The sequence below is a fragment of the Stieleria sp. JC731 genome (assembly GCF_020966635.1).
Taxonomy (GTDB): domain Bacteria; phylum Planctomycetota; class Planctomycetia; order Pirellulales; family Pirellulaceae; genus Stieleria.
The window spans coordinates 824,309-848,126 of record NZ_JAJKFQ010000001.1; the positions used below are offsets into that span (position 1 = coordinate 824,309).

General features: G+C 53.8%; 23 protein-coding genes. 14 read left to right on the forward strand and 9 right to left on the reverse strand.

What is annotated here, in order from left to right; genetic code table 11:
• The first annotated feature begins 31 nt into the window (after positions 1-31).
• Positions 32-385, forward strand: a complete 354-nt coding sequence (locus LOC67_RS02605) for a YciI family protein (RefSeq protein ID WP_230260953.1) — start codon at positions 32-34, stop codon at positions 383-385.
• Positions 386-410: 25 nt separating this feature from the next.
• Here the strand turns inward: LOC67_RS02605 and LOC67_RS02610 are convergent, their stop codons facing one another.
• From LOC67_RS02610 to LOC67_RS02620, 3 genes are all read right to left on the reverse strand, one after another.
• On the reverse strand, positions 411-1,511 hold the full coding sequence (locus tag LOC67_RS02610) for a serine hydrolase domain-containing protein (protein ID WP_230260954.1): 1,101 nt from the start codon (positions 1,509-1,511) through the stop codon (positions 411-413).
• A gap of 80 nt (positions 1,512-1,591) precedes the next feature.
• Entirely contained in the window at positions 1,592-2,950 is a 1,359-nt protein-coding gene (locus LOC67_RS02615; RefSeq protein ID WP_230260955.1) for an alpha/beta hydrolase family protein, read from the reverse strand.
• 166 nt (positions 2,951-3,116) lie between these two features.
• Positions 3,117-3,698 carry a hypothetical protein gene (locus tag LOC67_RS02620; protein WP_230260956.1) on the reverse strand — a complete coding sequence of 194 codons (582 nt, stop codon included), beginning with the start codon at positions 3,696-3,698 and terminating at the stop codon, positions 3,117-3,119.
• Positions 3,699-4,055: 357 nt separating this feature from the next.
• Between LOC67_RS02620 and LOC67_RS02625 the strand changes: the two genes are divergently transcribed.
• Positions 4,056-4,358: a hypothetical protein gene (locus tag LOC67_RS02625; RefSeq protein WP_230260957.1), complete on the forward strand. Its 303-nt coding sequence runs from the start codon at positions 4,056-4,058 to the stop codon at positions 4,356-4,358.
• A gap of 775 nt (positions 4,359-5,133) precedes the next feature.
• Positions 5,134-5,844 (forward strand): lysophospholipid acyltransferase family protein, encoded by a 711-nt coding sequence (locus LOC67_RS02630; protein ID WP_230260958.1) that lies wholly within the window; start codon positions 5,134-5,136, stop codon positions 5,842-5,844.
• Positions 5,845-5,866: 22 nt separating this feature from the next.
• Here the strand turns inward: LOC67_RS02630 and LOC67_RS02635 are convergent, their stop codons facing one another.
• Positions 5,867-6,820 carry a TraB/GumN family protein gene (locus tag LOC67_RS02635; RefSeq protein ID WP_230260959.1) on the reverse strand — a complete coding sequence of 318 codons (954 nt, stop codon included), beginning with the start codon at positions 6,818-6,820 and terminating at the stop codon, positions 5,867-5,869.
• A 387-nt stretch (positions 6,821-7,207) separates the two neighbouring features.
• Between LOC67_RS02635 and LOC67_RS02640 the strand changes: the two genes are divergently transcribed.
• Positions 7,208-7,435 carry a hypothetical protein gene (locus LOC67_RS02640; RefSeq protein ID WP_149497527.1) on the forward strand — a complete coding sequence of 76 codons (228 nt, stop codon included), beginning with the start codon at positions 7,208-7,210 and terminating at the stop codon, positions 7,433-7,435.
• Positions 7,436-7,656: 221 nt separating this feature from the next.
• On the opposite strand, the gene LOC67_RS02645 is transcribed toward LOC67_RS02640, so the two are convergent.
• On the reverse strand, positions 7,657-8,445 hold the full coding sequence (locus LOC67_RS02645) for a (5-formylfuran-3-yl)methyl phosphate synthase (RefSeq protein ID WP_230260960.1): 789 nt from the start codon (positions 8,443-8,445) through the stop codon (positions 7,657-7,659).
• Between the two features lie 229 nt (positions 8,446-8,674).
• On the opposite strand from LOC67_RS02645, the gene LOC67_RS02650 reads away from it, so the two are divergent.
• The 5 genes from LOC67_RS02650 to LOC67_RS02670 all read left to right on the forward strand — a co-directional run bounded on the left by LOC67_RS02650 (position 8,675) and on the right by LOC67_RS02670 (position 12,953).
• Positions 8,675-9,865 carry a ribonuclease D gene (locus LOC67_RS02650; protein ID WP_230260961.1) on the forward strand — a complete coding sequence of 397 codons (1,191 nt, stop codon included), beginning with the start codon at positions 8,675-8,677 and terminating at the stop codon, positions 9,863-9,865.
• Between the two features lie 5 nt (positions 9,866-9,870).
• Positions 9,871-10,572: a CPBP family intramembrane glutamic endopeptidase gene (locus LOC67_RS02655; protein WP_230261582.1), complete on the forward strand. Its 702-nt coding sequence runs from the start codon at positions 9,871-9,873 to the stop codon at positions 10,570-10,572.
• Positions 10,559-11,077, forward strand: a complete 519-nt coding sequence (locus LOC67_RS02660) for a methylated-DNA--[protein]-cysteine S-methyltransferase (RefSeq protein ID WP_230260962.1) — start codon at positions 10,559-10,561, stop codon at positions 11,075-11,077. Before LOC67_RS02655 ends, LOC67_RS02660 begins: the two co-directional genes overlap by 14 nt.
• A complete protein-coding gene (locus LOC67_RS02665) occupies positions 11,074-12,096 on the forward strand; it encodes a class I SAM-dependent methyltransferase (protein WP_230260963.1) in 1,023 nt (340 codons plus the stop codon). Before LOC67_RS02660 ends, LOC67_RS02665 begins: the two co-directional genes overlap by 4 nt.
• 179 nt (positions 12,097-12,275) lie before the next feature.
• Positions 12,276-12,953 (forward strand): hypothetical protein, encoded by a 678-nt coding sequence (locus LOC67_RS02670; protein WP_230260964.1) that lies wholly within the window; start codon positions 12,276-12,278, stop codon positions 12,951-12,953.
• 211 nt (positions 12,954-13,164) lie between these two features.
• Here LOC67_RS02670 and LOC67_RS02675 read toward each other — a convergent pair whose 3' ends face one another.
• Both LOC67_RS02675 and LOC67_RS02680 read right to left on the reverse strand, forming a co-directional pair.
• Positions 13,165-13,914 carry a response regulator transcription factor gene (locus tag LOC67_RS02675; protein ID WP_230260965.1) on the reverse strand — a complete coding sequence of 250 codons (750 nt, stop codon included), beginning with the start codon at positions 13,912-13,914 and terminating at the stop codon, positions 13,165-13,167.
• Between the two features lie 40 nt (positions 13,915-13,954).
• On the reverse strand, positions 13,955-14,911 hold the full coding sequence (locus LOC67_RS02680) for a sensor histidine kinase (protein ID WP_230260966.1): 957 nt from the start codon (positions 14,909-14,911) through the stop codon (positions 13,955-13,957).
• 425 nt (positions 14,912-15,336) lie between these two features.
• On the opposite strand from LOC67_RS02680, the gene LOC67_RS02685 reads away from it, so the two are divergent.
• The 5 genes from LOC67_RS02685 (at position 15,337) to LOC67_RS02705 (ending at position 22,387) form a co-directional block, all read left to right on the forward strand.
• Positions 15,337-15,654, forward strand: coding sequence for a hypothetical protein (locus LOC67_RS02685; RefSeq protein ID WP_230260967.1), 318 nt, complete (start codon positions 15,337-15,339; stop codon positions 15,652-15,654).
• A gap of 260 nt (positions 15,655-15,914) precedes the next feature.
• Positions 15,915-16,907: an ABC transporter ATP-binding protein gene (locus LOC67_RS02690; RefSeq protein ID WP_230260968.1), complete on the forward strand. Its 993-nt coding sequence runs from the start codon at positions 15,915-15,917 to the stop codon at positions 16,905-16,907.
• Positions 16,904-19,303 (forward strand): ABC transporter permease, encoded by a 2,400-nt coding sequence (locus LOC67_RS02695; RefSeq protein ID WP_230260969.1) that lies wholly within the window; start codon positions 16,904-16,906, stop codon positions 19,301-19,303. Before LOC67_RS02690 ends, LOC67_RS02695 begins: the two co-directional genes overlap by 4 nt.
• Before the next feature lie 330 nt (positions 19,304-19,633).
• Positions 19,634-20,929, forward strand: a complete 1,296-nt coding sequence (locus LOC67_RS02700) for a DUF1080 domain-containing protein (protein WP_230260970.1) — start codon at positions 19,634-19,636, stop codon at positions 20,927-20,929.
• Positions 20,930-21,151: 222 nt separating this feature from the next.
• A complete protein-coding gene (locus tag LOC67_RS02705) occupies positions 21,152-22,387 on the forward strand; it encodes a S1C family serine protease (RefSeq protein ID WP_230260971.1) in 1,236 nt (411 codons plus the stop codon).
• 144 nt (positions 22,388-22,531) lie between these two features.
• Here the strand turns inward: LOC67_RS02705 and LOC67_RS02710 are convergent, their stop codons facing one another.
• Together LOC67_RS02710 and LOC67_RS02715 are read right to left on the reverse strand one after the other, a co-directional pair.
• Entirely contained in the window at positions 22,532-23,128 is a 597-nt protein-coding gene (locus LOC67_RS02710) for an RNA polymerase sigma factor (protein ID WP_230260972.1), read from the reverse strand.
• 140 nt (positions 23,129-23,268) lie between these two features.
• Positions 23,269-23,757: an Hsp20/alpha crystallin family protein gene (locus LOC67_RS02715; protein WP_230260973.1), complete on the reverse strand. Its 489-nt coding sequence runs from the start codon at positions 23,755-23,757 to the stop codon at positions 23,269-23,271.
• Positions 23,758-23,818 lie beyond the last annotated feature (61 nt).

The window sequence follows — 23,818 nt, forward strand, 5'->3', positions numbered from 1 at the left end:
CTCCCATGGGGCCAACAAGGTTAACTACAGAATGAAGTTTTTAGTTTTGATGTATGGACGCGAAGATGCTTGGCCAGGCGAAGAGCATCGTGAAGCAATCGCCGAGTCGGTCCAAGTTTGCCATGACCTCAATGAAAAAGGACAGTTCCTGGCTGCCGCCCCACTTGAGAAAGCATCGAGGGCGAAGTGCGTCCGTGTCCGCGACGGAAAGGCGTCCGTGCAGGATGGGCCATTTGCGGAAACAAAAGAAGTGCTCGGCGGCTATTTCTTGATCGACGTCGATGACATGGATCAGGCGATCGAAGTCGCGAAACGAATCCCGGGTGCTCGCCGGGGAATCGCAGAGATTCGCCCGGTGATGGAAGTCGAAGGCTTACCTGAATAAGGTTTGCCGAAGGGACTTGGCCGCTTTAGCGAGTCGCCTTTAGGTGACCAAGAGTGGTTTGTAGGTCACTGAGTGCGGCGGCGTTCTCGGGCAGCGGGCTTGAGTCCATCGCGGGAAGCAGGTGTTCCCAGACAAGAGCCAGTTGATTCTGAAGGTTCTTGGTATTTGCGGTCATGACAACAACCGCGTCAGCCTTGGGCATGACCACACAGAATTGGCCGTCTTTGCCGTCGCCACGATAGTTGCCATGGCGGCATCGCCAAAACTGGAACCCGTAACCTTGACGCCAGTCCGGGTTGCCGCCACTGGGGGCGTCAGCGTTTTCGGTTTGTTTGGTGGTCGCCAAGCGAATCCAGTCAGCGGGAATCAGTTGCTTGCCGTCCCACTTTCCCTTTTGCAGATACAGTTGACCGAACTTCGCGATGTCTTCTGTTTTCAAATACAGACCGTAGCCGCCAAGTGAAACGCCTTGTGGGCTTTGATCCCAGACTGGCTTTTCAATGCCGAGCGCTTCAAACAACCGCGGTGTCAGATAATCCAACACGGTTTCGCCAGTCACCTTTTGAACAATCGCCGACTGCATGTAAGTTGCCGGCGTGTTGTACAGAAACTTGGTTCCAGGCTGATGCGGGACCGGAGCCGCCAGGAACTTTTGAACCCAGTGATCGTCTTCGGTTAACCTCGGTAGCGGTTCTTGCCCTGTTGTCATTGTCAGCAAGTCACGAACCCGCATCGCTTTTAAGTGATCGGACGGTTCGGCTGGTGCTTGGTCTGGGAAAAAGTCCAGAACGGAGGCATCGATGTCCAAGTGCCCTTCTTCGACGGCGAGCCCGACAGCGGTGGAGGTAAAGCTTTTGCTGAGTGACCACAGCACGTGTGGTTTATCGGCCGATTCCGGATTCCACCAACCTTCGGCGACTACCTTTCCGTGGCGGATCAGCATAAAGCTGTGCATGCTGTCGACGCTTTCGTCGGCGGCTTTGACAAAGTCATTGATGGCGACTGAGGAGACGCCTTGGGATTCTGGCGTTGCACGGGGCAGCGGCTTCGCGTCGTCTGCCGAAGAGCTTTGTCCGGCCATCGCGACCAGACAAATCGTTGCAAGTATTCTGCTGCGTAACCGCATGGTTTGAATTCCAAGATGGAGTGATAAGGCAAGCTGTTTTGGGAGACAAACCATTGTAGCGATTGCGGGCAGGAAATTCGTTAATGATCCTGACTTTGTCCCACGTCATCGGATGCCGGCCCGGGGCGTGCTGGGAATGAGACAGCACTGCTGGTCATCATGCCGCGATCGTCCGTCACCGAGAGGTACCACACGTTGGCGTTTTCGGGGATTTCCGCCGTGACACGGTTTCCAGAAAGCTCCGCCGTTCGAGTCTGCCAAGTTCGATCGACTAAAGGTCCGTCGTCCGCTGTGAAATTTAGCGATGCCGATCGGATCGATGTTGTCGACATGACCTTTGCCGTGACCCTTTGTCCGCTTATATGGGCATCGTTTATGAGAGGCAAAGCAGGCTCGTCGCGAAGGTAGTGGTCAATAAAGGCAGCAATCTCGATCGGTTCCCAGCCTGGCCGATGCCCGTGTCGCATCGCCACTTCGATCCGTAGTTGCTTGGTCCCCGGAACCGCGGCGAAGCTCTTCATGTAACTATCAAGCGGATAATGTTTGTCGTTGGTTCCGTTGACAAACAAGATGGGGACGCGGCAGCGTGAAAGCCATGCCGACGGATCGTAGTTCTGAATCCAAAACTTTTGCTTTGTCTTCGGCAAGCCATCGATCATGGGCTTTTGTACTGATTCTCCTTCATACAGAAAGCCACATCCGTAGACCGGGACCGCCGCTTTAAACCTTGAATCGAGTGACGCCGCGAGACAGGTCATGTAGCCGCCCCAGCTGATTCCTGTGACCGCGGTGCGTTGCTCGTCAACTTCGGGAAAACTTCGGATAAGCGAATGGGCTCTCATCACGGCTGCAACCGCATGAACTTGCCAGTCATCGCTAAGGTCTTCGCCACACGTTTCAAATTTGTGGTGGTGATCCGCTTCGGGGCCTCCACGTTCGAGTCGAGTTCGCTCGACTCGGATGTTCGGGATGAAACGTCCACTCTCTTCATCAAACTGTGGAGCTTCGGGGCGCCGGCCAGAAAGGTCCATCGCGATCGCGGCATATCCTCGCTCTGCCCATAGGTGAACCCATTCTGCAAATGCGGTCCCGCCACCACCGTGGATCAAGACGACCGCAGGTAAGTCATGGTCTAGGTCTTCATCGCCATGGATCGAGCCGGGGGTGGCGTAGAAAGCAAACACGTCGGTCGGCTCATCCTGATAGGACTCGTTTTGATAAGTCAGCGAGCGAATCGGGCTTTGGTCATCAAGCCATTTCATCGGCGGTGACGTTTGCCATTGGCCAAGATTCCAGACGACGTTCAATCGCGTCGCATCAGCGGTGTCCTGGGCCGATAGAGATTGGGCCGATAGAGATGTCGTCGCTAGAACAGATGTGGTGACAACGCACCAGATCAGGCAATGACAGGTCGCATTTAGAAAATAATGTCGATGCATTGTGACTTTGATTGTCGCCTTTCACTCTGTGGAAGGCGTGTTCTTTCTGGCTGGTTCGCGGAGTCGAAGGCGACGTTTGGAGAGACCGAATCTGAGAATCAATAAGTCGCCATTTTAAAGTGGCCCGGTCATTCAAGTGGCCTGTCAGATGCCTAAACCAAACCGATCAGCGATCAAGAAAGCTTTGATCGAGTTGGTTGTTGTGCGTCATGGTGTCTTGAAACGTATTGGGCAGCCACTGTTGAAAAAACGTGATCGCTTCCGGGTCTTGGGTGAACCCGCTTAGCGTGTATTTTCCGATCGCGGCGCCGCCACAGGCATAGTAACCGATCGATCCACCACCGATCGCAATGATACCCAGTGCCGCACCACCGATTGCGATCAATCCGAGTGCCAAGCCGCCGATCGCCAGGGTACCGATCGCCAGTCCGCCAACTGCTGCGGTCAGCCCGATCGCGCAGCCGCCGAGAGAAATCAACCCGATTGCCAAACCTCCGATTGCGATCACGCCCCTCGCTATCCCCCCCAACGCGATCACTCCCGTGGCAACGTCTCCGATCGCGATGATGCCTCGCGCATGTCCAAAGTTCTTACCTTCGTTTGCGTCAGGTCCGAACGCGATGTCGTAGAGCGGCACGCCGGCAATCTTTGATCTGGACTGCTTCCGATACCCGTTGCTGGGTGTGAAATGGGTTGTTTCGACCACGGCAGACTCCAACGGGTTGGCGTGACGGATGCGACGAAGCACCAAAGCATCTTATGACAAGCGAAGCTGCATCGGTTGGTTTACAAAGGCTTGGTGACAACGAATGATCAATTGGCAGTGGTACGCCATGTCAGGGCGTGCTTCATATTTGCCCTGCTTGATTTGTAAAATGCAGCCCCGTGGGTACCGCACATGTCGTCTGCGTCCGTCCCATTTTTTTGGATGGAGGTACTCGACAATCTGTTAGACTGATTTCGTTGACCGAGAGGGCGCTTCAAAGCAAGCTTCCTGCTGCAGTTTGATCGATTGCCGAACTTTCTATTCGACATTGCTGCGTGTACTTGCTACCTGTCTCCGTCAGCCCTGATCTTTTCTGCTTCTCTTGTCGGGGGACATGCCATGCATGAAGTGCCAGACGAATCCGTCGGTTTATGTGATCGATGTCTGAAAGAACTTTATCAAGGGCGAGGCGAATACTACGAAGTCGACATCAATGCCCGAGTCGATTCGTCGCCACCGATCTTGGATTCTCCCAATCAGCTTTCGCTTGAAGAAATCGAGTTGGAATGGGGCAAGGTGATTCAGCAGATGGAATCGACCCCACGAGTGGATGCTGAGAATCAAGTGTTCTGCCGTCGCAGGATGCTACTGTGTTCTCCATGCTTTCAAGTGTGGATCGACAATCCGTCTGGCGGCCAGTAAGCGATCTAAATCAAGCAACCGTCGCTAGCGCGATCACGGCTCAGTTTGTTAGATCCATCAGCCGCCACGCGCTAGCGTGCGGTTATGTGCGCAGGATGGATCAGCATTTAATCCAGCAACCGTCGCTAGCGCGATTCCGGCTCAGTTTGATAGATCTATCAGCCGCCACGCGCTAGCGTGCGGTTATCCCCGGGGTCTACCGTACCGTCGTCTTCGCGATGGCATATCCGACCGCTGGCACCCTCACCCCCGGCCCCTCTCCCTCAAAACCTTCGCGGGAAGTTCCATTGGGATGTCAGCGTTGTTATCGCGAAGGCTTTGAAGGAGAGGGGAGCCAGTGTGGTTTAGGACAACCTACTGCTTCAACATCCATCATATGTGCGCAGGATGGGGCAGCATTAAACCCAGCAACCGTCGCTAGCGCGATCACGGCTCAGTTTGATAGATCTATCAGCCGCCACGCGCTAGCGTGCGGTTACGGGCGCAGGATGGGTCAGCATTTAATCCAGCAACCGTCGCTAGCGCGATCACGGCTCAGTTTGATAGATCTATCAGCCGCCACGCGCTAGCGTGCGATTATGTGTGCAGGATGGATCAGCATTTAATCCCGAAACCGTCGCTAACGCGATCACGGCTCAGCCGTCGTAACTTGATCTGAACCTCGGTTGAAATCTGTCTTGTCTGGCTGGGCGAACCGTTCTATTTATGGATCTTCGCCCCTGCATCTTCGTATGAAGATTTGATTTGCTAGCAAGAAAAGTCGGAATGTGGTCCGGTGATTAAGCGTTTATTTTCATATGTGCTCATTGGTTATGTCAGGCTCCTTCAGCTGACTTGTCGAATCCGACCGATCAATGATCCGCGTGCTGAGATTCGCAACCAAGGTCAGACCTACATCTACGCTGCATTACACGCGCAGCAGCTTGCCACGGTCGTTCCGGCTGAACCTGGAACGGGCGCATTGGTTTCGCGCAGCGAAGACGGTGAACTGATCGCCAAGGTTCTCGAAAAGTGCGGCGTGATCCCGATCCGTGGCAGCGGTGGCGCCCGGCGCAAAGGTGGAGCGGCAGCTCTGCTGGCACTCGTCAATCATGTGCAGAGTGACTCGCCGGCATACTTGGCAGTCGACGGGCCCAAAGGACCACGCGGAAAAGTTCACCCTGGTGTCGCAATGCTTTCGCAAAAAACGGGCGTGCCAGTACTCCCGTTGTCCTTCATTCCGACATCGCGTGTGGTCATCAAGCGTTCTTGGGATCGAATGCAAATCCCGCTTCCGTTTTCACGGATCGACTGCTGTTTTGGCGAGCCGATTTATCCGCAGCCGGATGAACCGGTCAGTGAGCATGCCGATCGCATTCGGTTGGCACTATTAAAGCTGGAAGGCGAAACCGATCCAGAAGAGGCGCGGCACTCTTGTTTGGTTAAGAAGCGTTCGAAGCAGACCAAGTCTCAAGCGTCGGATTCGCTTGAACGAGTTGCCGCTTAGCGATTGCTTTTCGCCTGGGCGATTACTCCGACGCGTTCAATTTCCAGGCATCAAGCCAAGTCGTCTTGGTGGTTTTCATCCCAAAATCCTTTTCAAGGCGATCGGCCATGTCGCTGAGGTGCCCAGCGCCATAGAAAACCGCGATCGACTTTTTGCCGTCGGCGAGTTCTTCGCGAAGGATCTCAAACGCCTTGGCATTGCGTCCTTTGATCAAAGTGTTTTCGCCATTGGCATCGTTGATTCCAGCTGTCACCGCTTCCATGTCGATCAACTGTTTGGCCATCGCGTTTTTCATTGCTGTGGGTCGATCGTTGCTAAATAGCGCCATCAAGACACCGACATCCCCGCCCGATTTAGCTTGAGTTGCCAAGCCTGCTCCCATCATGCGGGCGAGCATTTTGACAACGCTGTCGCCACGGCGTTCCAGGTCTTCGGAGAATTCTTCCGGGCTCATGTCGGCATGGCGAAAGTTCTCGGCCATGTAATCGATCCGTTCCAATTGATACTCCAAGTTCAGCATGTCTTTCATGCCTGACTGCATGGACGCAACGATCGAACGACGGTTCTTGAGGTCTTCCGGTTTGATGCGTGTTCCGTCTGGAGCAACGAGTTCGTAGAGCACCGATTCGTATTTACCGAGTCGGTCGTTTAAGTCTCGGTAGTAGTCTCGTTCGCCGATGTGGACCACACCGACCAAATCCACGATCGCACCGTCATATCGGGTGCCAGGTTTCCCTTCATAACGCACGATCGCCGTTTGAAGAGCAAGTTTCCGACCGTGTTCGTCTTTGAGGATCCGGAGGTATTTTTCCCCTTCGCTCGCAGCGGATTCGTTCGGCTGATCTGATTCCGCCTCGGTCTCTTTCGCAGCTTCCGTTTTGGTTTGGCCTTTTGCGGACGATGGCTTGATCAGCGAAGTTGCTGCAAAGGCGGCAAGGATGACGGCCAGGGCGGTGGGGGGAAGGGAAAATCGCATGGTCAGTTTGATTGCCAAAGGAAGTTTGCGTTGCGTTTAGTTAAGCATAGCGCTCTGAAAGGATCGCGGCAACTTAAGGCGTCATTCGTGCGGTTTTTGTGAATCTTGGGGGATGGGTCGGCACGAATCTTTTGATCGGGATTATCCTGTAGACGGCGACAGGTTTGAGTCGAAATCAAGCCCTTTTCTAGTCGATCGAAGTCCAGTGGCGTTGCGAGACGGTTTAAAACCGCGACCGTTTCAGTGGCATTTTCCCTGGTCCCGTGTTGCCGAGTCCGGACCGGGGCGCTTCTTTGGCGAGGAAAATCGGTCCGGTTGACCGACGGATTTCGTCAACGCCGCCAGTCGGAAATTACATTCTGGGAGCTTATCCAACGAGTTGGTGCCATGGAATTCATTGAACTAACGGGGAAGACCCTCTTGGACATCGTCAACGAGGGCGAAATCGATTTCAAGCAACTGCACGATGCCGGCGTCAAAGGTGATTCGATTGTGCGGATTAATAAGTTTGGCGAGATTGAACTGCGTGCAAAGTCAGAGTGGACTTTGGTGGGCGGCTTGATCGGAAACTTTGAAGAACGCTTGCACAAGCTGACCGGATTGGACTGGGTCTAGATTGGACTGGGTCTAGATTGGACTGGGTCTAGATTGGACTGGGTCTAGATTGGACTGGGTCTAGATTGGACTGGGTCTAGATTGGACTGGGTCTAGATTGGACTGGGTCTAGCAACGGCATCGTGTCTACTAACGACACTGTCAGCAGACTTGGTGAAGTGAGATCGCCTAGTGAGATCGCTCGGCGAGTTGAGCTTGCCAGTTTTGCCTGAAGGCCTTTCTCAACCCGAAAGCATCGCCTTCCAATGGCGGATCAGTAACGCATCGATTTGTCCTCGGCGATCGGTCCGGCACACGTCTCCCCGAACGGCGAAACAGTTCGGCCGGATCTTCAGGTCGAGCAACTCTTGGGCGTCGCTTAGCGTCAATGAGCCGGCAAGTGCCCACCATAGACCAACGTCTTGTGCCTGCCGCGCGATCCGCGCGAGTCGTTCCGTGCCCAGCAGTTCGAGCGAAGAGCCGTGCTGTTTGTTGAAGGTATCGATCAAAAAGTGGGTTAGTCCGGCATCGGCAGCCGCATCGATCACTTGTTCAGGTGAAATGGTCTTCGCTTGTTCTGCGTCGGCGTAGGCAACAGCGACCAGCGTTGTTTGGGATGGGAGTTGTGAGCGAAGCCTGTTCCAGAGCTTTGTCAGTTCGTCCTTGGACCCAATTCCGCTGGGGCCGGCTTTCGCAAAGCTGACAGACTGGGGAACATGGGCTGAAAGCGGGATGGCGGTATCGGCTTCGCCCAGCGCGAGCGACAAACCGATCTGCCGGGGGGGCAGCTGTTCGGTTAGGTTCGAAGCTTGCGTCCAGATGTCAGTGGCTGTTGCTGAAAGTGGTCCGTCATTTGGCTCTTTCAGGTCAATCAGGTCGATGCCTTCGGCCAAGGCTATCCGCATTTCGTCGATGTCACGAACGCTGACCAATAACCGAGGGATGAAATGGGGGCGTTTGTAACGCTGTTCGTTTGGCTGGTCTTCGTGCCGATCAGCGGACTGGTCTTTTGGGGCAATTAGTTTGCTCAATGCCGCCTCTCTGCGGGGATGGTCGGGCTGGTTAGCACGCGCACGGCTAGTTAGAGTGTAGGGGCATGACTGTGACAGATTTGTCGTTGGAATCCGTTGCAGCCAAAATGCCTACCCAGCCAGTTGTCGGCCTCGCCGTTTGGTTCTGTTGTATCAGGACCAATACTCTGGTGTTCTCGTCGACCGAGATCCAGTGGGGGGCTCGTCGAGTCAATGTTGATGTTGGAATTTGGACGCACCCTTGGACTACGAATCGATCACCGCGATCGACGAACTTCGTCAATTTTGTGACGAGTTGTCTGATGCACCCGTAATTGCCTTTGATACCGAATTTGTATCGGAGGATCGATATCGGCCTCAGCTGTGTTTAATCCAAGTCGCGGCGGCGGGGCGTTTGGCGATCATTGATCCGCTAAAGATGCACACGACAGGGCCATTTTGGGACCTGCTCGTTCAGCCGGGAAGGACCGTTCTGGCCCACGCGGCTCGTGAAGAAACCCGGTTCTGTTATCGGTTCGCCGGAAAGCCCATAGCCGGACTGTTTGACACCCAATTGGCGGCCGGGTTCTCTGGGATGGAGTATCCGATTTCGCTGGGTAACCTTGTCAATCGAATGACCGGTCGAGTGCTTGCCAAAGGTGAGTCGCGAACCAACTGGCGCCGTCGCCCGCTTTCGCAAGAACAGATTCATTACGCGCTGCAGGACGTGACGGATCTGGAAGAGATCTATGTCCAGCAAAAGCAGGCGATCGAAGAACTTGGACGCAGCGATTGGCTGGAAGAAGAAACCGAGATTCGGCAGCAGAACGTTGTCGACTACGAAGACCAGGAAAGCTGGCACCGAGTCAGTGGCTGTGCCGGCTTGAAGCCTCGTCAGCTGGAAATCGTGCGACAGCTTTGGCGTTGGCGTGATAAACGCGCTTCCACCTTGGACCGCCCCGCGCGCCGGGTGATGCGAGACGACTTGATTGTCGAGTTGGCGAAACGCGGATCAGCCGACATCAAGCGGATTCGAAGCATCCGGGGCATGGACTGGCGAGGCTATAGTGCACACTACGAGGAAATTGCTGCGGCGATTCAGATCGCTTTAGACACGCCCGACGACCAGCTTCCCAAAAAGTCACGTCGGAACCGATCTGTCATTTCCCCCATGCTGAGCCAATTTTTGACGACTTCGATGGCATGTATCAGTCGGCAAAACAAGCTCGCACCGTCAATCGTCGGAAACACCGACGACGTGAAAGAGGTGTTGGGGTACGAGTTGGATCGTAAGGAAGGTGACGAGGTGCCAGCGTTGTTGCAGGGCTGGCGTGGAGAGATCGTCGGAAAGACGTTTCGAAAGTTGCTTCAAGGTGAAGCCGCCATTCGTGTCGCCGATGTCCGTCAGGAACAACCGCTCGAGTTTATCGAACTAGATTGACATCCGTGGACGAAGAACAGATTCCGATCAATGAATCGCCCGACGAACTGATGTTTGCCTGGGCCTGTGGTTTTGAATTGGCTATCGGGATCGTCGGTTTGGTTATCGCCGCGGTCATTGGTTTCGACGCACGTGCATATCTGCCTCGGTTCGAAGACATCCATCCCGAGACTTTGGCGAAGCAAATTGGCATTGGGGCCGCAGCCGCGTTTCCAATGCTGATCGTCGTTCAGTTGTTGATGAAGATCCCGCACAAGTCAATCAACGCGATCAAGCGATTGAGTGACGCCCCGACAATGAAGGCGATTTTGTCGCTCAGCTATGCGGAGCTGATCGTTCTCAGTTTATGTGCCGGTATCGGCGAGGAACTGGCATTTCGCGGCTGTTTGCTGCCTTGGTTCGCTGCCATCGAAGATCCCAGTTCATCGATCATCAATCCATATGATGTCGGCGAACAATTCACTTTGGCACCGATGTCATTGTTGGTCGCGGCGGTTGTTTTTTCCTCGGTTGCCTTCGGAATGCTGCATCCGATCACCAAACTTTATGTGGTGATCGCATCACTGATGGGAATTTACTTCGCGTTGTTATTGATCACGACCGGAAGTTTGCTGATCCCAATTGTGGCTCATGCAACCTTTGATGCGGTGCAATTCGTTATCGCAAAACGAGAGTTGGCAGAGGAGGAAGACGATGATCAGCCTTGACCATCCAAAAGTCCTGCGTGATGTCGCCTATCGAACGTATCGGCATGATTCGCCTTTAGGTCAAATGAGATCGGTTTGGACTCAAGCCGGTTTGTACTCGCTGCTATGGGAATCGGAAGCCGATTTCACAGCAGAGGTGCTTCCTGCCGACGAAGACGAGATGGCGACCGACTTGGATCAGCGACTGAGTCGGTACTTTGCGACCGGTCAGTCTGATTTCGGTTCCATTGCCATCGATCACCGAGATCGAACCGCGTTTTCCAAGCGTGTTTACGAGGGCTGCCAACAGATCGATTGTGGGCAAACGTTGACCTACAAGGAACTGGCGAAACGTTCGGGAAATGAAGCCGCCAGTCGCGCCGTCGGTGCAGCGATGGCACGCAATCGTGTCGTCTTGGTAATTCCCTGCCATCGTGTTGTAAGTCAACAGGGCGGGCTGCGCGGGTTTAGCGCACCGGGAGGCCTGGATGCGAAGCGATACTTGTTGGATTTGGAAACACAATGAGTCAATCACGGTTTGCTTTTGGAGATAACTGGCAAGCCTACCTGCGTTTTGTTGACCAGTCACGAATCGACGAAGCCTGTCAGTCGCTGATCAAGTTACTTGGACTTGCGGACTCGCCCCAGGACTTGCCTACGGACTTGCCGCTGGCGGGTCAATCTTTCTTGGACATCGGTAGCGGAAGCGGTCTGTTTTCGCTGGCCGCATGGCGATTAGGCGCTAGCGTCACGTCGATCGACTATGACCGGCAATCGGTCGCATGTACCGAACAACTGCGGGAACGTGAAATCGGTCCAACGGTTGATCCAGGCCAACAAGCCGAGGACGCTTCCCAGCCGGCCGGGGCTGAACAAATCGGGGCGGAACAAATCAGGGCAGGGCAGAGCGGGGCAGAGCAGGGCAGTGAAGGGCAGGGCAGGCCAGAGAGAGACAGTGATCGGCGACAAACTTGGCGGATCATGCAAGGTTCTGTCTTGGATCGCGAGTGGCTTGAATCGCTCGGTCAGCATGACTTGGTTTATAGCTGGGGAGTGCTGCATCATACCGGTGCAATGGATGACGCAATTCGTTGCGCGTCAAATCAAGTTCGCCCCGGCGGAATTTTGGCGATCGCCATTTACAACGACCAAGGCGGTGCGAGTCGGCGTTGGCTAGCGATTAAGCAGACCTATCACAAGTTGCCCGCGTGGATGCGTCCGGCTTGGGTGGTGGGAATCGCATCGGTTTACGAGCTGAAATTTGCGTTGGCGAGATTGGTACGTGGTCGCAACCCGCTGCCATTTTCAGATTGGAAGAAGAAGAAGTACGACCGTGGGATGTCAGCCTGGTACGACTGGGTTGACTGGATCGGTGGCATGCCTTTTGAGGTAGCGACGGTGGAGCGGATCGTGGTGCCACTGGAACGCAAAGGGTTTCAGCTGATCAATCTACGCACGGTTGGCAGCGGTTGGGGCTGCAACGAATTCGTTTTTCGGCGGTCCGGCCAGTCCATGGCTAGCTGGGACAAGCCGATCGAGGCGTAAAGCTGGATCGGATTTCGGATTCGTCGCGTCTAGAAATGCAAAAAATCGGACTTAGGGTGTTGGCGAGATCGCCCCGAAGATGCGATCCTCGATTAAAACTGTACACCCGGATGATTCGGCCCATTATTGAAACTCGGTCAACATCGCCGAGGTTCCTATTCCCCAGCAGAGACGATTAAATGAGCGAACAAAGTAACACTGAATCAGCAAAACAAAGCAATCCTGCCAGAAGTGCCATCCTCTATGTGGTGCTGGCGCTCATGGTCGTTGCGCTCATTTACGACTACAAAGTCGCCCGACCTGCCGTTAGCGCCGACTACGACAAGGTGACCGAGGCGAGCACCGCGGCAAACCGGGTTGCCAATGACTTTTTGACCAACATGGAAGTCCGCGAGCTGTTGGGCAAAGAGCCCAACGAAACGTTCGAAGATGGCCCCGAGACCGTCGAAGTTTTCAAGTACATGGGCGGACTGATCGTTAAGCCGCACCGTTTGTATGTTGTTTACCGCAAAAGCGGTGACGAGCTAATGTTCTCGCGGCATTCTAAGTTCGCGTACGACGAATCGAGTGCTGTCGGTCCGACCGAAGCGGTGGTTATCGTCAACGAAGATGGCGACGATGAAGACGCACAATACGATGCCGAAAGCGGTGGCGGTGCAGCTCCTGCTGGACCACCAGCGGGTGGCGGTTCGGGTGGGCCTCCAGCGGCTGCTGGTGGCGGCGGACCCCAGGATTCCAGTGCGTATCGTCCACAGCCAGAGGAAGCACCTGCAGAGGAAGCACCTGCTGCTGACGATTCATCAGAAGAGTCGACTGATTCCGAAGCAGAGAAGCCTGCCGAAGAAGCTGCTGAGTAATCGTTCAGCGGTTTTAGACTTGCATGAACGGCCGGTTGCGTCACAGCGACCGGCCCAACATAAACGCATCAGTTGACTCTGCAATCAACGTTGCAGGTAACCTTTGGCTGCAGCATTCTTTTCGGCTGCAGCATTTGTTGGCGAGACTGTCAGCGGGCCCACATTCAAACAGGCCATGTTTTAGAAGGCCTTGTTTTAAAATGACCGTAGGCTAGCTGTCTTGCCCCTCGGCGTCTTGAGCCGGGTGGATGATGAATCGGTAGCCTGCGTCACGAATGGTTAGCAGGTGGATTGGGTTTGCACCTTCCGGTTCGATCACCTTTCGAAGCTGTGCAACGGTTTGGTCAACCGCTCTGGTTTGTAGGTTGCCGCTGATCTCCCAGACTTCGCTTAGCAGTTCGGAACGACTGATCACGCGATCAGGGTTTTCGACAAAGTATCTCAGTAGCTTCAGTTGCTTTGGGGTCATCTGGACAAGGCTGCCATTGACTGCGACTTCGTGGGTCAGGAAGTTCGCGTTGACCTGTCCAAAATCGATCTGTTCGACCGTGGATCGGACACGGCGTGAAGTCTGCGGTGTTGATTTTGGGGCTGCCAATTGCAGCAGGTTTTTTACTCGGCTAAGCAGTTCGTCCAGTTCGAATGGCTTGTTCATGTACTGGTTGGCGCCGACATCGAATCCCCGCGCGCGGTCTTCGGGAAGGGTGCGTGCGGAAAGCATCAGAACCGGCGTCGTGACACCGGAGTCACGGATCGCTTCGCAGACCGCGTAGCCACTCATTCCCGGTAACATGAGGTCCAACACGATTAAGTCGATTGGCTCGCTGGCCCCATCGATCAAACGGAGTGCTGTCGGGCCGTCTTCTACCAAGGTCACTCGGTAGTTTTCCGCTTCGAGGTTGTACTTGATGCCAACGCCAAGGTGTTTTTCATCTTCGACGACTAGGATGTGCTGACGCATGATGTGGTACTTGTGATTTCGTCTGTTGGTCGGCCAGGCGTTAGTTGGCGTCGCTTGGGGGGGGCATTGGTACGGTGTCTTTCATGGTGACTTCAAAAACCGTTCCGGGGGTGCCGTCGATCTCTTTGCGGCCTCGAATGCGAATCGTTGCGCCCAGCGATTTGCTGATCGTACGAACTAGATACAGCCCCAGTCCAGTGCCGGGGGTTTTACGCTCAAGCTCGCTTCCCAAGCGGACAAAGCGTCCAAAGATCTTTCGGCGCATGTCATAGGGGATGCCAGCGCCGTTGTCGGTGATCGTGACGATGACCTGATCGGACTTGGACTTTGACTTTTCGGAACTTTTTCGGATCGACGCGATCACTTCAGGAGGAGAGCCCCCGTACTTGATGGCGTTGTCGATCAAGTTGCGAAAAAGGATTTCGACTTGGACGGATTGGCTGCGGATGCTTGTCGGTTCACATTCCAGTCGGACCACATCTTCGGGCAATCGGTAACGCATGCGAGACGCTTCGGCGCATTGGGCCAGCAATTCGTCCAGGCGGAAGACTTCGGCGGCCTTGGATTGGTTGCCACGATCAATTCTCGCCGCATCCAAGAGGTGGTTGATCAATGCGTCAAGTCGCTCGACATCATCGAGCATGATTCGGTGGAAGTCCCGCTGTTGGTTTTCATCCACGGTGTGTCGCGACATCGTCTGCAGGTAGAGCTTCAGCGATGCGATCGGGCTTTTCAATTCGTGCGTGACCGAGTCGATGAAGTTTGACTGGCGTTGATTAAGACGGAATGCCTTCACCGTGAGGGTGAAGTAGACGATCACCCCGGCAAGGATGCTGATCAGCAGCACGGTGCCAATGATAAAGAGCGTCCAGAACAGGCCTCCCCGCGGTGTGCTGACGAAGTTGGCTGTCGCCCAAATCGCACCCAGGACCACCACCAGGATGATAAGCACGATGCCCAGAACAATTGGGGCGCGAAGTGACCGGCGTTCAAGCATGGAATGATTGATTGAAAACGATGAAACAGACCGATGGTGATCGTAACCAATGCTACGGTTTACACGGAACCGCTGAATGGGGGTGGCGAACGGTGAAAGACTGCTCGCATGTGCACTTTGCTAGCGGATTTGGGGTCGGACAGACGCCGGTTTTCAATCTTCAATGCCCGCTTTCATGAAATTTTCACCTTTTGTGTTGATTTGTTGTCTTTCTGACGATGACGGGGAACAGGATACCGGCAATAATTGGTTAACGTGAGATTTTTATCCACTAGGCGGGTAGGGAGATCAAAATGATGAGTAGTCACTTGCAAGTACTTCGCTTCACTGAAGCGACCATCCGCCAGGTTCGTCTAGATTGCAGTCGCGCAATGATTCGGGCCCGGTTTTGCCCCGAGCGCAGTGAAATCCTTCAGTTGCGTTGCGTGGACAATCGGATTGAAACGGAAACTGAATTTGGTAACCAACTCTGGTACTTCGAAGGCGTCGGTGTCGATGAACTCGACCGGCGTCACGCGGTGTTCGGAGTTGTCGAGTATTCCACCCAATACGGCTTGAATGAGCTGGTTGAAGATGGAGTATTCACCAACGAAAACCAACGTGATCGCTATCGCAGCGTCTACGACCGCGAGGCACAACGTCCCGATTGGCGGCACCCCGCTCATCGGATGCTTGCCAGTGGCGTGATCGCGATGTCGGTCATTTGGCTCTCGTTCCAAATCGCCAAATCTCTGATGCAGTAATTTGCTGACCGTTTGCTAGCGATCCGCCCCATCGCTAGCAAATCCGTTTCTTATCAAAACGGTCTGCTGCAATCCGACCGCTTCTCTCTGGTCGCAAGTTCCCTTCCGACGTTGCTTGTCTTTAGCTGCAGACGTTCTCGCAAGTGAAGCTAATATTGCGTTCGCGAGGACTCGACGGCGTGAGGTGGCGAAATTTCGTTGCACCGCTAAGCTGGTAATCGCTCCTCCCTTGTCCAACTCATTTGAGCGATCTGTCCGAAGTGTCTGCACCTATTGTTGATATCCAACAGCTCAAAAAAACCTATCACAGCTGGTCGTTGCGTGGCCGTTGCCGCGTCAATGCGGTGCGTGGCGTGTCGCTGCAGGCGTATGCCGGTGAGGTGTTCGGTCTTTTGGGGCCCAACGGTGCTGGCAAGACAACGCTGATTAAGATGTTACTTGGCGTGGTGCAACCGAGTGCCGGAACGGCCACATTGTTTGGCCAAGCGATCGGCAGTTCTGCAGCTCGTCGACGCGTGGGCTACCTGCCTGAATCGCTGCGAGTTGATCGACATCACACGGCACGATCGGCACTGCAGTATTACGGTCGCATGAGTCGAATGGACGCGTCAACGATTCGATCACGCAGCGACGAACTGTTAAAGCTCGTTGGGCTTGAAGGTCGCGACCGCGAATCCGTGAAACGTTTCAGCAAAGGCATGTACCAACGCCTTGGGCTCGCACAAGCTCTTTTGCACGATCCGGACCTGTTGGTTTTAGATGAGCCGACTGACGGATTGGATCCGGTCGGGCGCAACGAAGTTCGCAAGGTGATCGATCGTTTGCGAGAAAGCGGGAAGACGATTTTCTTAAACAGTCATATCCTGCAAGAAGTCGAATTGGTGTGCACGCGAGTGGCGATTCTGGCACGTGGTGAAATCAAAGCGGTCGGGGCATTGGACGAACTGTCGGCAAGTGACCATCAGCAACTGATCATCGATATGCCAGCTCAAGATGACTTGCAAGTGATCGATGAATCGCAGAAGGAGTTGGCAACAAAGCTCCGGTTGGGGTGTGATACCGTTTGTGGGCTTAGCAACTATCGTGGGCTGCATCGCTTAAGCGTTGAAGTTGAAAGCCAACAGCAGATCGATTTTGTTGTCGATCAATTGCGTCAGCAGGGACGTTCGATTGCCCGTTTGGTGGTTAAAAAAGAATCGCTTGAGGAAACGTTTATGCGACTGGTGGGGACGGATGAGGGTGGCGTTTCGTGAAACCGTATTGGGCCATCATTGTCGATTCATTTCATGCGGCCTTGTCGTCGCGAATTTTGTGGATCGCTTTCGCAGCAATCTGGATTTTCCTACTCGCACTCGCACCGATTGGGTACCACGAAGATTACACCACGACGTTCCGTTGGTTCGATTTGGACAACGGGACCCAGATGAAAGCGATGCTGGCTCGCGGTTTGATCGATCCCAAAGAGTCCGAGACCGCGTTGGGGCGAATCTCGCGAATCTTTCCTGCCAATGTCGAACGCCAATTAAGGCAAGTGGCCAAGGGGGAAGATGTCAGGATTGACAAGTCCGCTTTGTCGGACGCATTGAATGATGCGTTAGACAACGAGGATTGGTACGACGCGGAAGCATGGAAGACAACGATTCGGCTTCGTGAGCTTCGTGAGTTAGACGAAAAGCCAGACGCTGAGCTAAGTGAATCGGAGCGTCGTCGCCGAGCCCGGTTGCGAATCGAAGCTGCCTTACCAGGTGTGTTCTCGGTCCAGTCTGCACGGTCGGTGATGCTGTCGTATGCCGGATTTGAATTCCCCGCGTTTTTCGCTATCGGAAAAACTCAGTTCATTGGGTTGATCAATCAGTTTGTCATTCCGGTGATTATGGATTGGTTGCTGGGATTCGCGTTGATCTTTATCGGCATCCTTGTCACCGCATCGATCATCCCGGATATGCTGCAACCCGGTTCGTTGCACCTTTTGCTCAGCAAGCCGATATCTCGGACGGTGCTGCTGCTGTCAAAGTTTGTCGGTGGCTGTGCCTTTGTCTTGCTGTGCGTTGTTCAACTGGTCGTCGGTTTGTATCTCATCGCCGGGTTTCGATTGGACATTTGGAATATCCGAATCCTGTGGTGTATCCCCGTTGCGGTCTTTCTGTTTTCTGTCTTTTTTAGCGTGTCGCTTTTGGCGGGATTGCGATGGCGATCGCCAACGCTGTCGATCGGCGTGACATGTATGTTTGGAGCTTGCGTGTTGGTGATCGGCTTCATCGGCGGATACTTTGACGGGCTTGTTCAGCGACCCGATCAGATTCGTCATCTTGCCGTTGCCGGTGACGACGTTGTGATTGCGTGTCGCGGCGGCGGATTGAAGCATTTCAATACCGAATCGAATCAGTGGGATGATTTGATCGAAACGGATTTTCGCAGACGTGATTTGATCGTCCCTCCGGTGCGGCTTTCCGATTCAATGATCGTGACGGCCCAAATTCGCAACGGGAGAACAAACCTTTATGGCAGCGGTTCACTTGATGCACAGATCTTGAAGCGAGACGAGCAGTTCGAGCCATTGCCTGGACTGCGTTTGCCCAATGGGACGCGGCGAATGTATGTCTGGAAAGATTCTCTTTTGGCGTTGAACAATACGGGTGTGATGGCTGCACCTTTGCAACGGGTGATTGAGTCCGCCGACACCGATGAATCGACCGATGACGAAGTTGATCAAGAACAGGATGATGAATCTGCAGCATCAGAAGAAAGCAAAACCGCGGAGATGATCGGGGCTTCGGTTTGGATCGCCGATCTGCTGCGTATGCAAGGCGGCGCGACAGAGGGTTTTGAAGATATCCTGCCATCAGGATTGGTGCTGACCGATCCGGTTCGAATGGTTTTTGCGCCGCAACTTGATTCGGTGATCGTCTACTCGCGCGGCCGGTTGGTGCGTTTGCAGGCTGACGATCAACAGGAGTCAGAAAACGCATTGCGTCTTTCCATCGCAATGGAACAGTCAATGCAGGACACCGATGCTGCGGCAACGGTGGTATCGGCAAGCGGCCGTGCGGTCGTTGTCGCTCGCAATGAAGAACCCGTTCGGTGGGTCAACGCGGAAACGCTAGATACCGAGATGGAGTTCGAAGTCCCTGGAGGTGATCGACTGGTCGCGATCGAACCTATCGGTCAGTCCGAAAGGTTCGCGATGCTTTCCACCGCAGGGAAGGTTTGGTTGGTTCGACGAACTGATGATGGTATCCAGACGAAAGCGTTGGACCTTCAAGACGTCACTTCGATTCGATATCTAGATCAATCAGATGAACTTGCAGTGTCACATCAAATCGATTCGATCGACTTCATGTCGTTTGGCAACACAAGTGATTTCAGCCGAACGGTCACAAGACAGATACGGCCGACGCTTGCGGGATGGCGTGGGATCGATCGATGGTTGGTGACGCCTCTTCGGACGGTGACACCGCAGACCGGAGAACTCAGTGAGACCGTGGCCGCGCTCGTCAGCGGCAAGCAATCCTATGCGATGGGTGGGAACAATGAAGATGATACCGAAGTGGTTCGCCTGAAGATTTTTCGTCCCATTTTGAGTTGTGCTTTCTTTACCACCGCGATGCTGGTCATTTCGTGCATGTATTTCAAGCGGCGCGATTTCTAGTTGATTGATCGACGCGAACATAGGCGTGTCGAATGTTTAGCAGGGGGGCCATCTGGTGCTGTAGAGCGGTCGCCGATTGGATGCTGGATCACGGTTGACCCTGTGGGCCGATGCCCGTTAGCGTGCCCGCCCAGGCGGTTCCCCATAGGCTGTTGAGATCCGTGGGGCACTTCGTTCGATGGCAAAGTGTTTCTATATCACGCACACGTATCGGTTTTGGTTGCATCTCACTCTCTGGTCAATCGACGACGTGGATGATGCACTGGACCGAATGAAGCGAGTATGATGTTGGAATCTCGCCAATATTCCTACCTTTAGATCCTGCCCAAGATGAAAAAACGATTTCTGATGTCCGTCGGTTTGTTGGCCGCCAGTTGTGCACCGCTGATGGCTGAATCCCCCGACGGCTTTGTTGACTTGTTCAACGGAAAAAACTTGGACGGCTGGCATGGTCGCCCCCACTTTAGCCCGATTCAGTTTGCCGATCTGTCCGACGCGGATCGTGAAGCAAAGAAATCGGAGTGGATGGAAGACGCTAAGCAGCATTGGTCTGTCGAAAATGGTGAACTGGTCAACGACGGACACGGCGCCTATTTGGTGACCGACAAGGACTATCGTGACTACGAATTACATCTTCAGTACAAGACGGTTCCCAAAGCGGATAGTGGCATCTATTTGAAAGGGAATCCTCAGGTTCAGATTTGGGATCCGACCAACGAAAAACAATTTAAACACGGATGTGAAAAAGGCAGTGGCGGGTTGTGGAACAACAGCGCGGGTGCCGAAGGTAAAGATCCTCTGGTCAAAGCCGATAAGCCATTTGGCCAATGGAACGATGTCCGAATTGTTCAGGTCGGGGCACGCACATCGGTTTGGTTGAATGATCAACTCGTTGTCGATCATGCGAACATGGAAAACTATTGGGATCGCAAATCGCCATTGTTTGTCAGCGGCCCGATCGAACTGCAGACGCATGGTGGTGAAATCCGTTGGCGCAACATGAAGATCCGCGAATTGTCGAGCGCGGATGCGAACGCGATCCTGGCCAAAGATGACGCCGATAAGTTTTCGTCAATCTTCAACGGAACCGATCTGTCCGGGTGGGTCGGTGCGACCGATGGGTATGAAGTCGTTGACGGATCGATCCGCTGCAAAAAAGGGTCGGGCGGAAACTTGCTGACCGAAAAGGAATACGCAAACTTCGTTGCACGTTTGGAGTTTCGTTTGCCACCGGGTGGCAACAACGGGCTTGCCATTCGATCGCCACTAAAAGGCAATCCAGCTTACGAAGCGATGTGTGAATTGCAGGTTCTGGATTCGACGCATCCAAAATATGCCAATCTGGATCAGCGTCAGTACCATGGATCAGCCTACGGAATGGCCGCGGCTGCTCGCGGTTACCTACGACCTGTGGGTGAATGGAATTTCCAAGAAGTCACCGTCAATGGCAGCAAGATTAAGGTCGAGCTAAACGGGACTGTGATTCTCGATACGGATCTTTCGGAAGTGACCGAGTACATGGCAGACAGTGCGCATCCCGGGAAGGATAACGTCTCGGGGCATTTCGGTTTTGCCGGCCATGGTGACGCGGTCGAGTTTCGAGCCTTGTCGATCCAAGAGCTGTAGAATTGATTTGCGGTTGAATGAAGCCTGTCAAGTCACTTGGGGCATCGTCAAAATTCGATGCGTCATCGCTTGGCAGGATGTCAATTCACCGAATAAGTTTCTCGGAACGCTCTGAATCTTCCTGCCCAAGGTCGGACTTTCCCCAGCCGAAAACTGTTAATCGGCCGGGCGAAACATGTGGTGACTTTTCAGAGCAATACGCTGGATCAAAGGGAGATTGTGATGAAAGCGTTCGTGAACGGTAATGTTCGTTGTGGATTGATCATTTTGTCGACCGTGATTGGCTTCCCCGGTTTGGCTAAGGCACAGACCGTTGTTGACTTTCGTGAAACGGTTCGTCAGGCCGAAAGTGCTTTGGTCCGCGTGATTGTCGAACCCGACACGGCAACGATCAAAGACCAGCCGAAAGCGGAGGCAGGAAACGAAGCCAATCAGCCCAAGCTACAGTTGCATGAACTTGATGCGATTCCCGAGAAACGAAACTTCATTGCGCCCGTTAAGCGAATTGAAGAGCTGAAAAGCTCTGGGTTTGCAGCCGCCGACAACCTGATCATCGCGTCGATTGAATATCCCGTCACAAGCGTCAAGGTTCTTGGTCGGCGCGGTGAAGAGTTCGATGGCGAAGTTGTCGCTTTTGATTACGTCACTGGTCTCGCCGCAATCCGAGTCAGCGATGGCAATTTCGTTCCACTGGTGATCAGTGTCGCACCTGTCGAAGCGGGAATGCCTGTGGTTGCTGTTCACCAAGGGCAACGCACCATTCATGCAAATGTCGGGACGATAGCGACTGCGGCTATGCCCGCCGAATCAGGTGTTGGTCCGGTGCCCGAAGTCCACTTTTCGGTGCGTCCTGATACGCCCGGGACTGTCGTTCTAGACGCGACCGGGATCGTGGTCGGAATGATGGTGCCCAGCCAGAGCGGGACGCTGTGCTGTGTGGATCCGTCAGCGTTGATGCGTCTATCTAGTTCGGCTGATGGGCCCGCTGGGCAACTTTTGAAGCGTGGTTTGGTTGGGATCCAGTTCGAAGGTGGCGGTGCGTTGGTCTTGGAGGTCAGCCCGGACTCTGCTGCCGAAAAGGCGGGGATTTTGGCGGGTGACCTTGTTCAGCAGGTTGGCAAAATTGAAATCCAGCAATCGAGCGATGTCATTGCTGCGGTTGAAAATGCTCGAGCGGGAGAGCAGATTGCGATCACCGTTTTACGTGACGTAACTGAGAAAACACTTTCGGTAGAACTGTTGGAGCACCCACGGCAGTGGTCGGCATCAAGGAGCATTCACCCATCCGATTTTCCGCAAAGAGTTTTGCGATTGGAGAACGGTAGGATCGTTCCATTTCCGGGGCCGGGCATTCAAAACTTTGAGGAGTTTGACCAGATGTTTCGTCGCTTCGACGAATTCAAACGTCAAAACTTACAGACACTGCCAAAGCTAGAAGAGAACCGGTTGGAAAAGTGATCGCTGCGTCGGGCGGGACTAGTGCTTCGTTCCAACTCGATTTTGGATTAGCCGTATGGCGTTAGCCACGGTTTCAGTGCAATAACCGGGGCTAACGCCCGTCGGCTGATGACCCGAACCCGTATTTTCATATGGATCGAAGCACTAGCTTTCACCTTCGGCGGTCGATTGACGTTCGAGTGATTCGATCGCCTTTTTTAGTTGTCCACGCGCACGGCTAAGTCGGCTACGCACGGTGCCGATCGAGATTTGCAGAATCTCCGCAATCTCTTCGTAGGCGAAGTCTTCCATTTCGCGGAGCGTCAGAATGCGGCGATGTTCATCAGTCAATGTTTCGATGGCAACACGGACCAAGTTAATTCGCTCATCCCGCAGCATACCTTCGTCAACGGCGTCCTTCTCGTCTGCAATCTCCAAGCCGTTGTCTTCTCGGATTTGGTCCAAAGAAACACGTGCTCGTTTTTTGCGACGACGTGTTAACGCACTATTGAACGCGATACGGTAAAGCCAAGTGAAAAACTGACTATTGCGTTGAAACGTATCCAGCTTGGTAAAGGCTCGGATAAACGCATCTTGAGTGACTTCTTCGGCTTCTTCTGGCGAACCGGTCACCTGCAACATTGAAGCAAATAGCCGATCCTGGTTCTTGCGAACCAAATCGGCAAAGGCAGATCGGTCACCGGCAAGGGCGCGATCGATTAGCCTTGGCTCATCGTAGTCTCGATCTTGCTCTGGAGCCAAGCCGCCGCCTTCTAGATGTTGCGTCTAAAAATATGGGTTTGTGTGTAGCCGATAAAAATGGCCCGAGCGAAATTGTAAACGCCCGAGCCATGGTTGATTAGCTCCACTATAATTCGGATCGACGATCCGGGCTACATTCGTCACCCTTTTGCTACCGGTATACGGCGTTTTCCCTTGTTTGGATCGGCTTTCGGTACCGAGATTTCTAGGACGCCATCGGCAAGGTTGGCCGACACGTGATCGGCATCAATTGGGATCGAGAAGCGTACAACGCGATGAAATTCTCCGTTGGGGCGTTCTCGCTTGCGTGATTGGCGGCCTACGGCATCGGTGGCAGATTCCGGCACCGCTTCGGGCGTATCAGCCTGCACGCCGCCGCGAGATCCTTTTACTGTTAAGACGTCTTCGCTGACGTCGATTTCGACTGCGTCTTGCGCGACTCCTGGGACATCCAGAGTTATGTAAAACGCTTTTTCGGTTTCGTCGATGTCCAACGGAACCCGCATTGATTTTTGTCTTTTATCACCACTTGGTGTCTCGCCAAAAAAGGTTTCGACCAAGGTGTTCATATCGGTTGCCAAGTCATCCAGAAACTGTGACGAGGCTTGTTTGGGAAATACCATTCGCATCGTTTATTCCTCGAGATCTTTCGTTTGATTCAATCTGTTTGGTGACTGTCATTTCGACAGC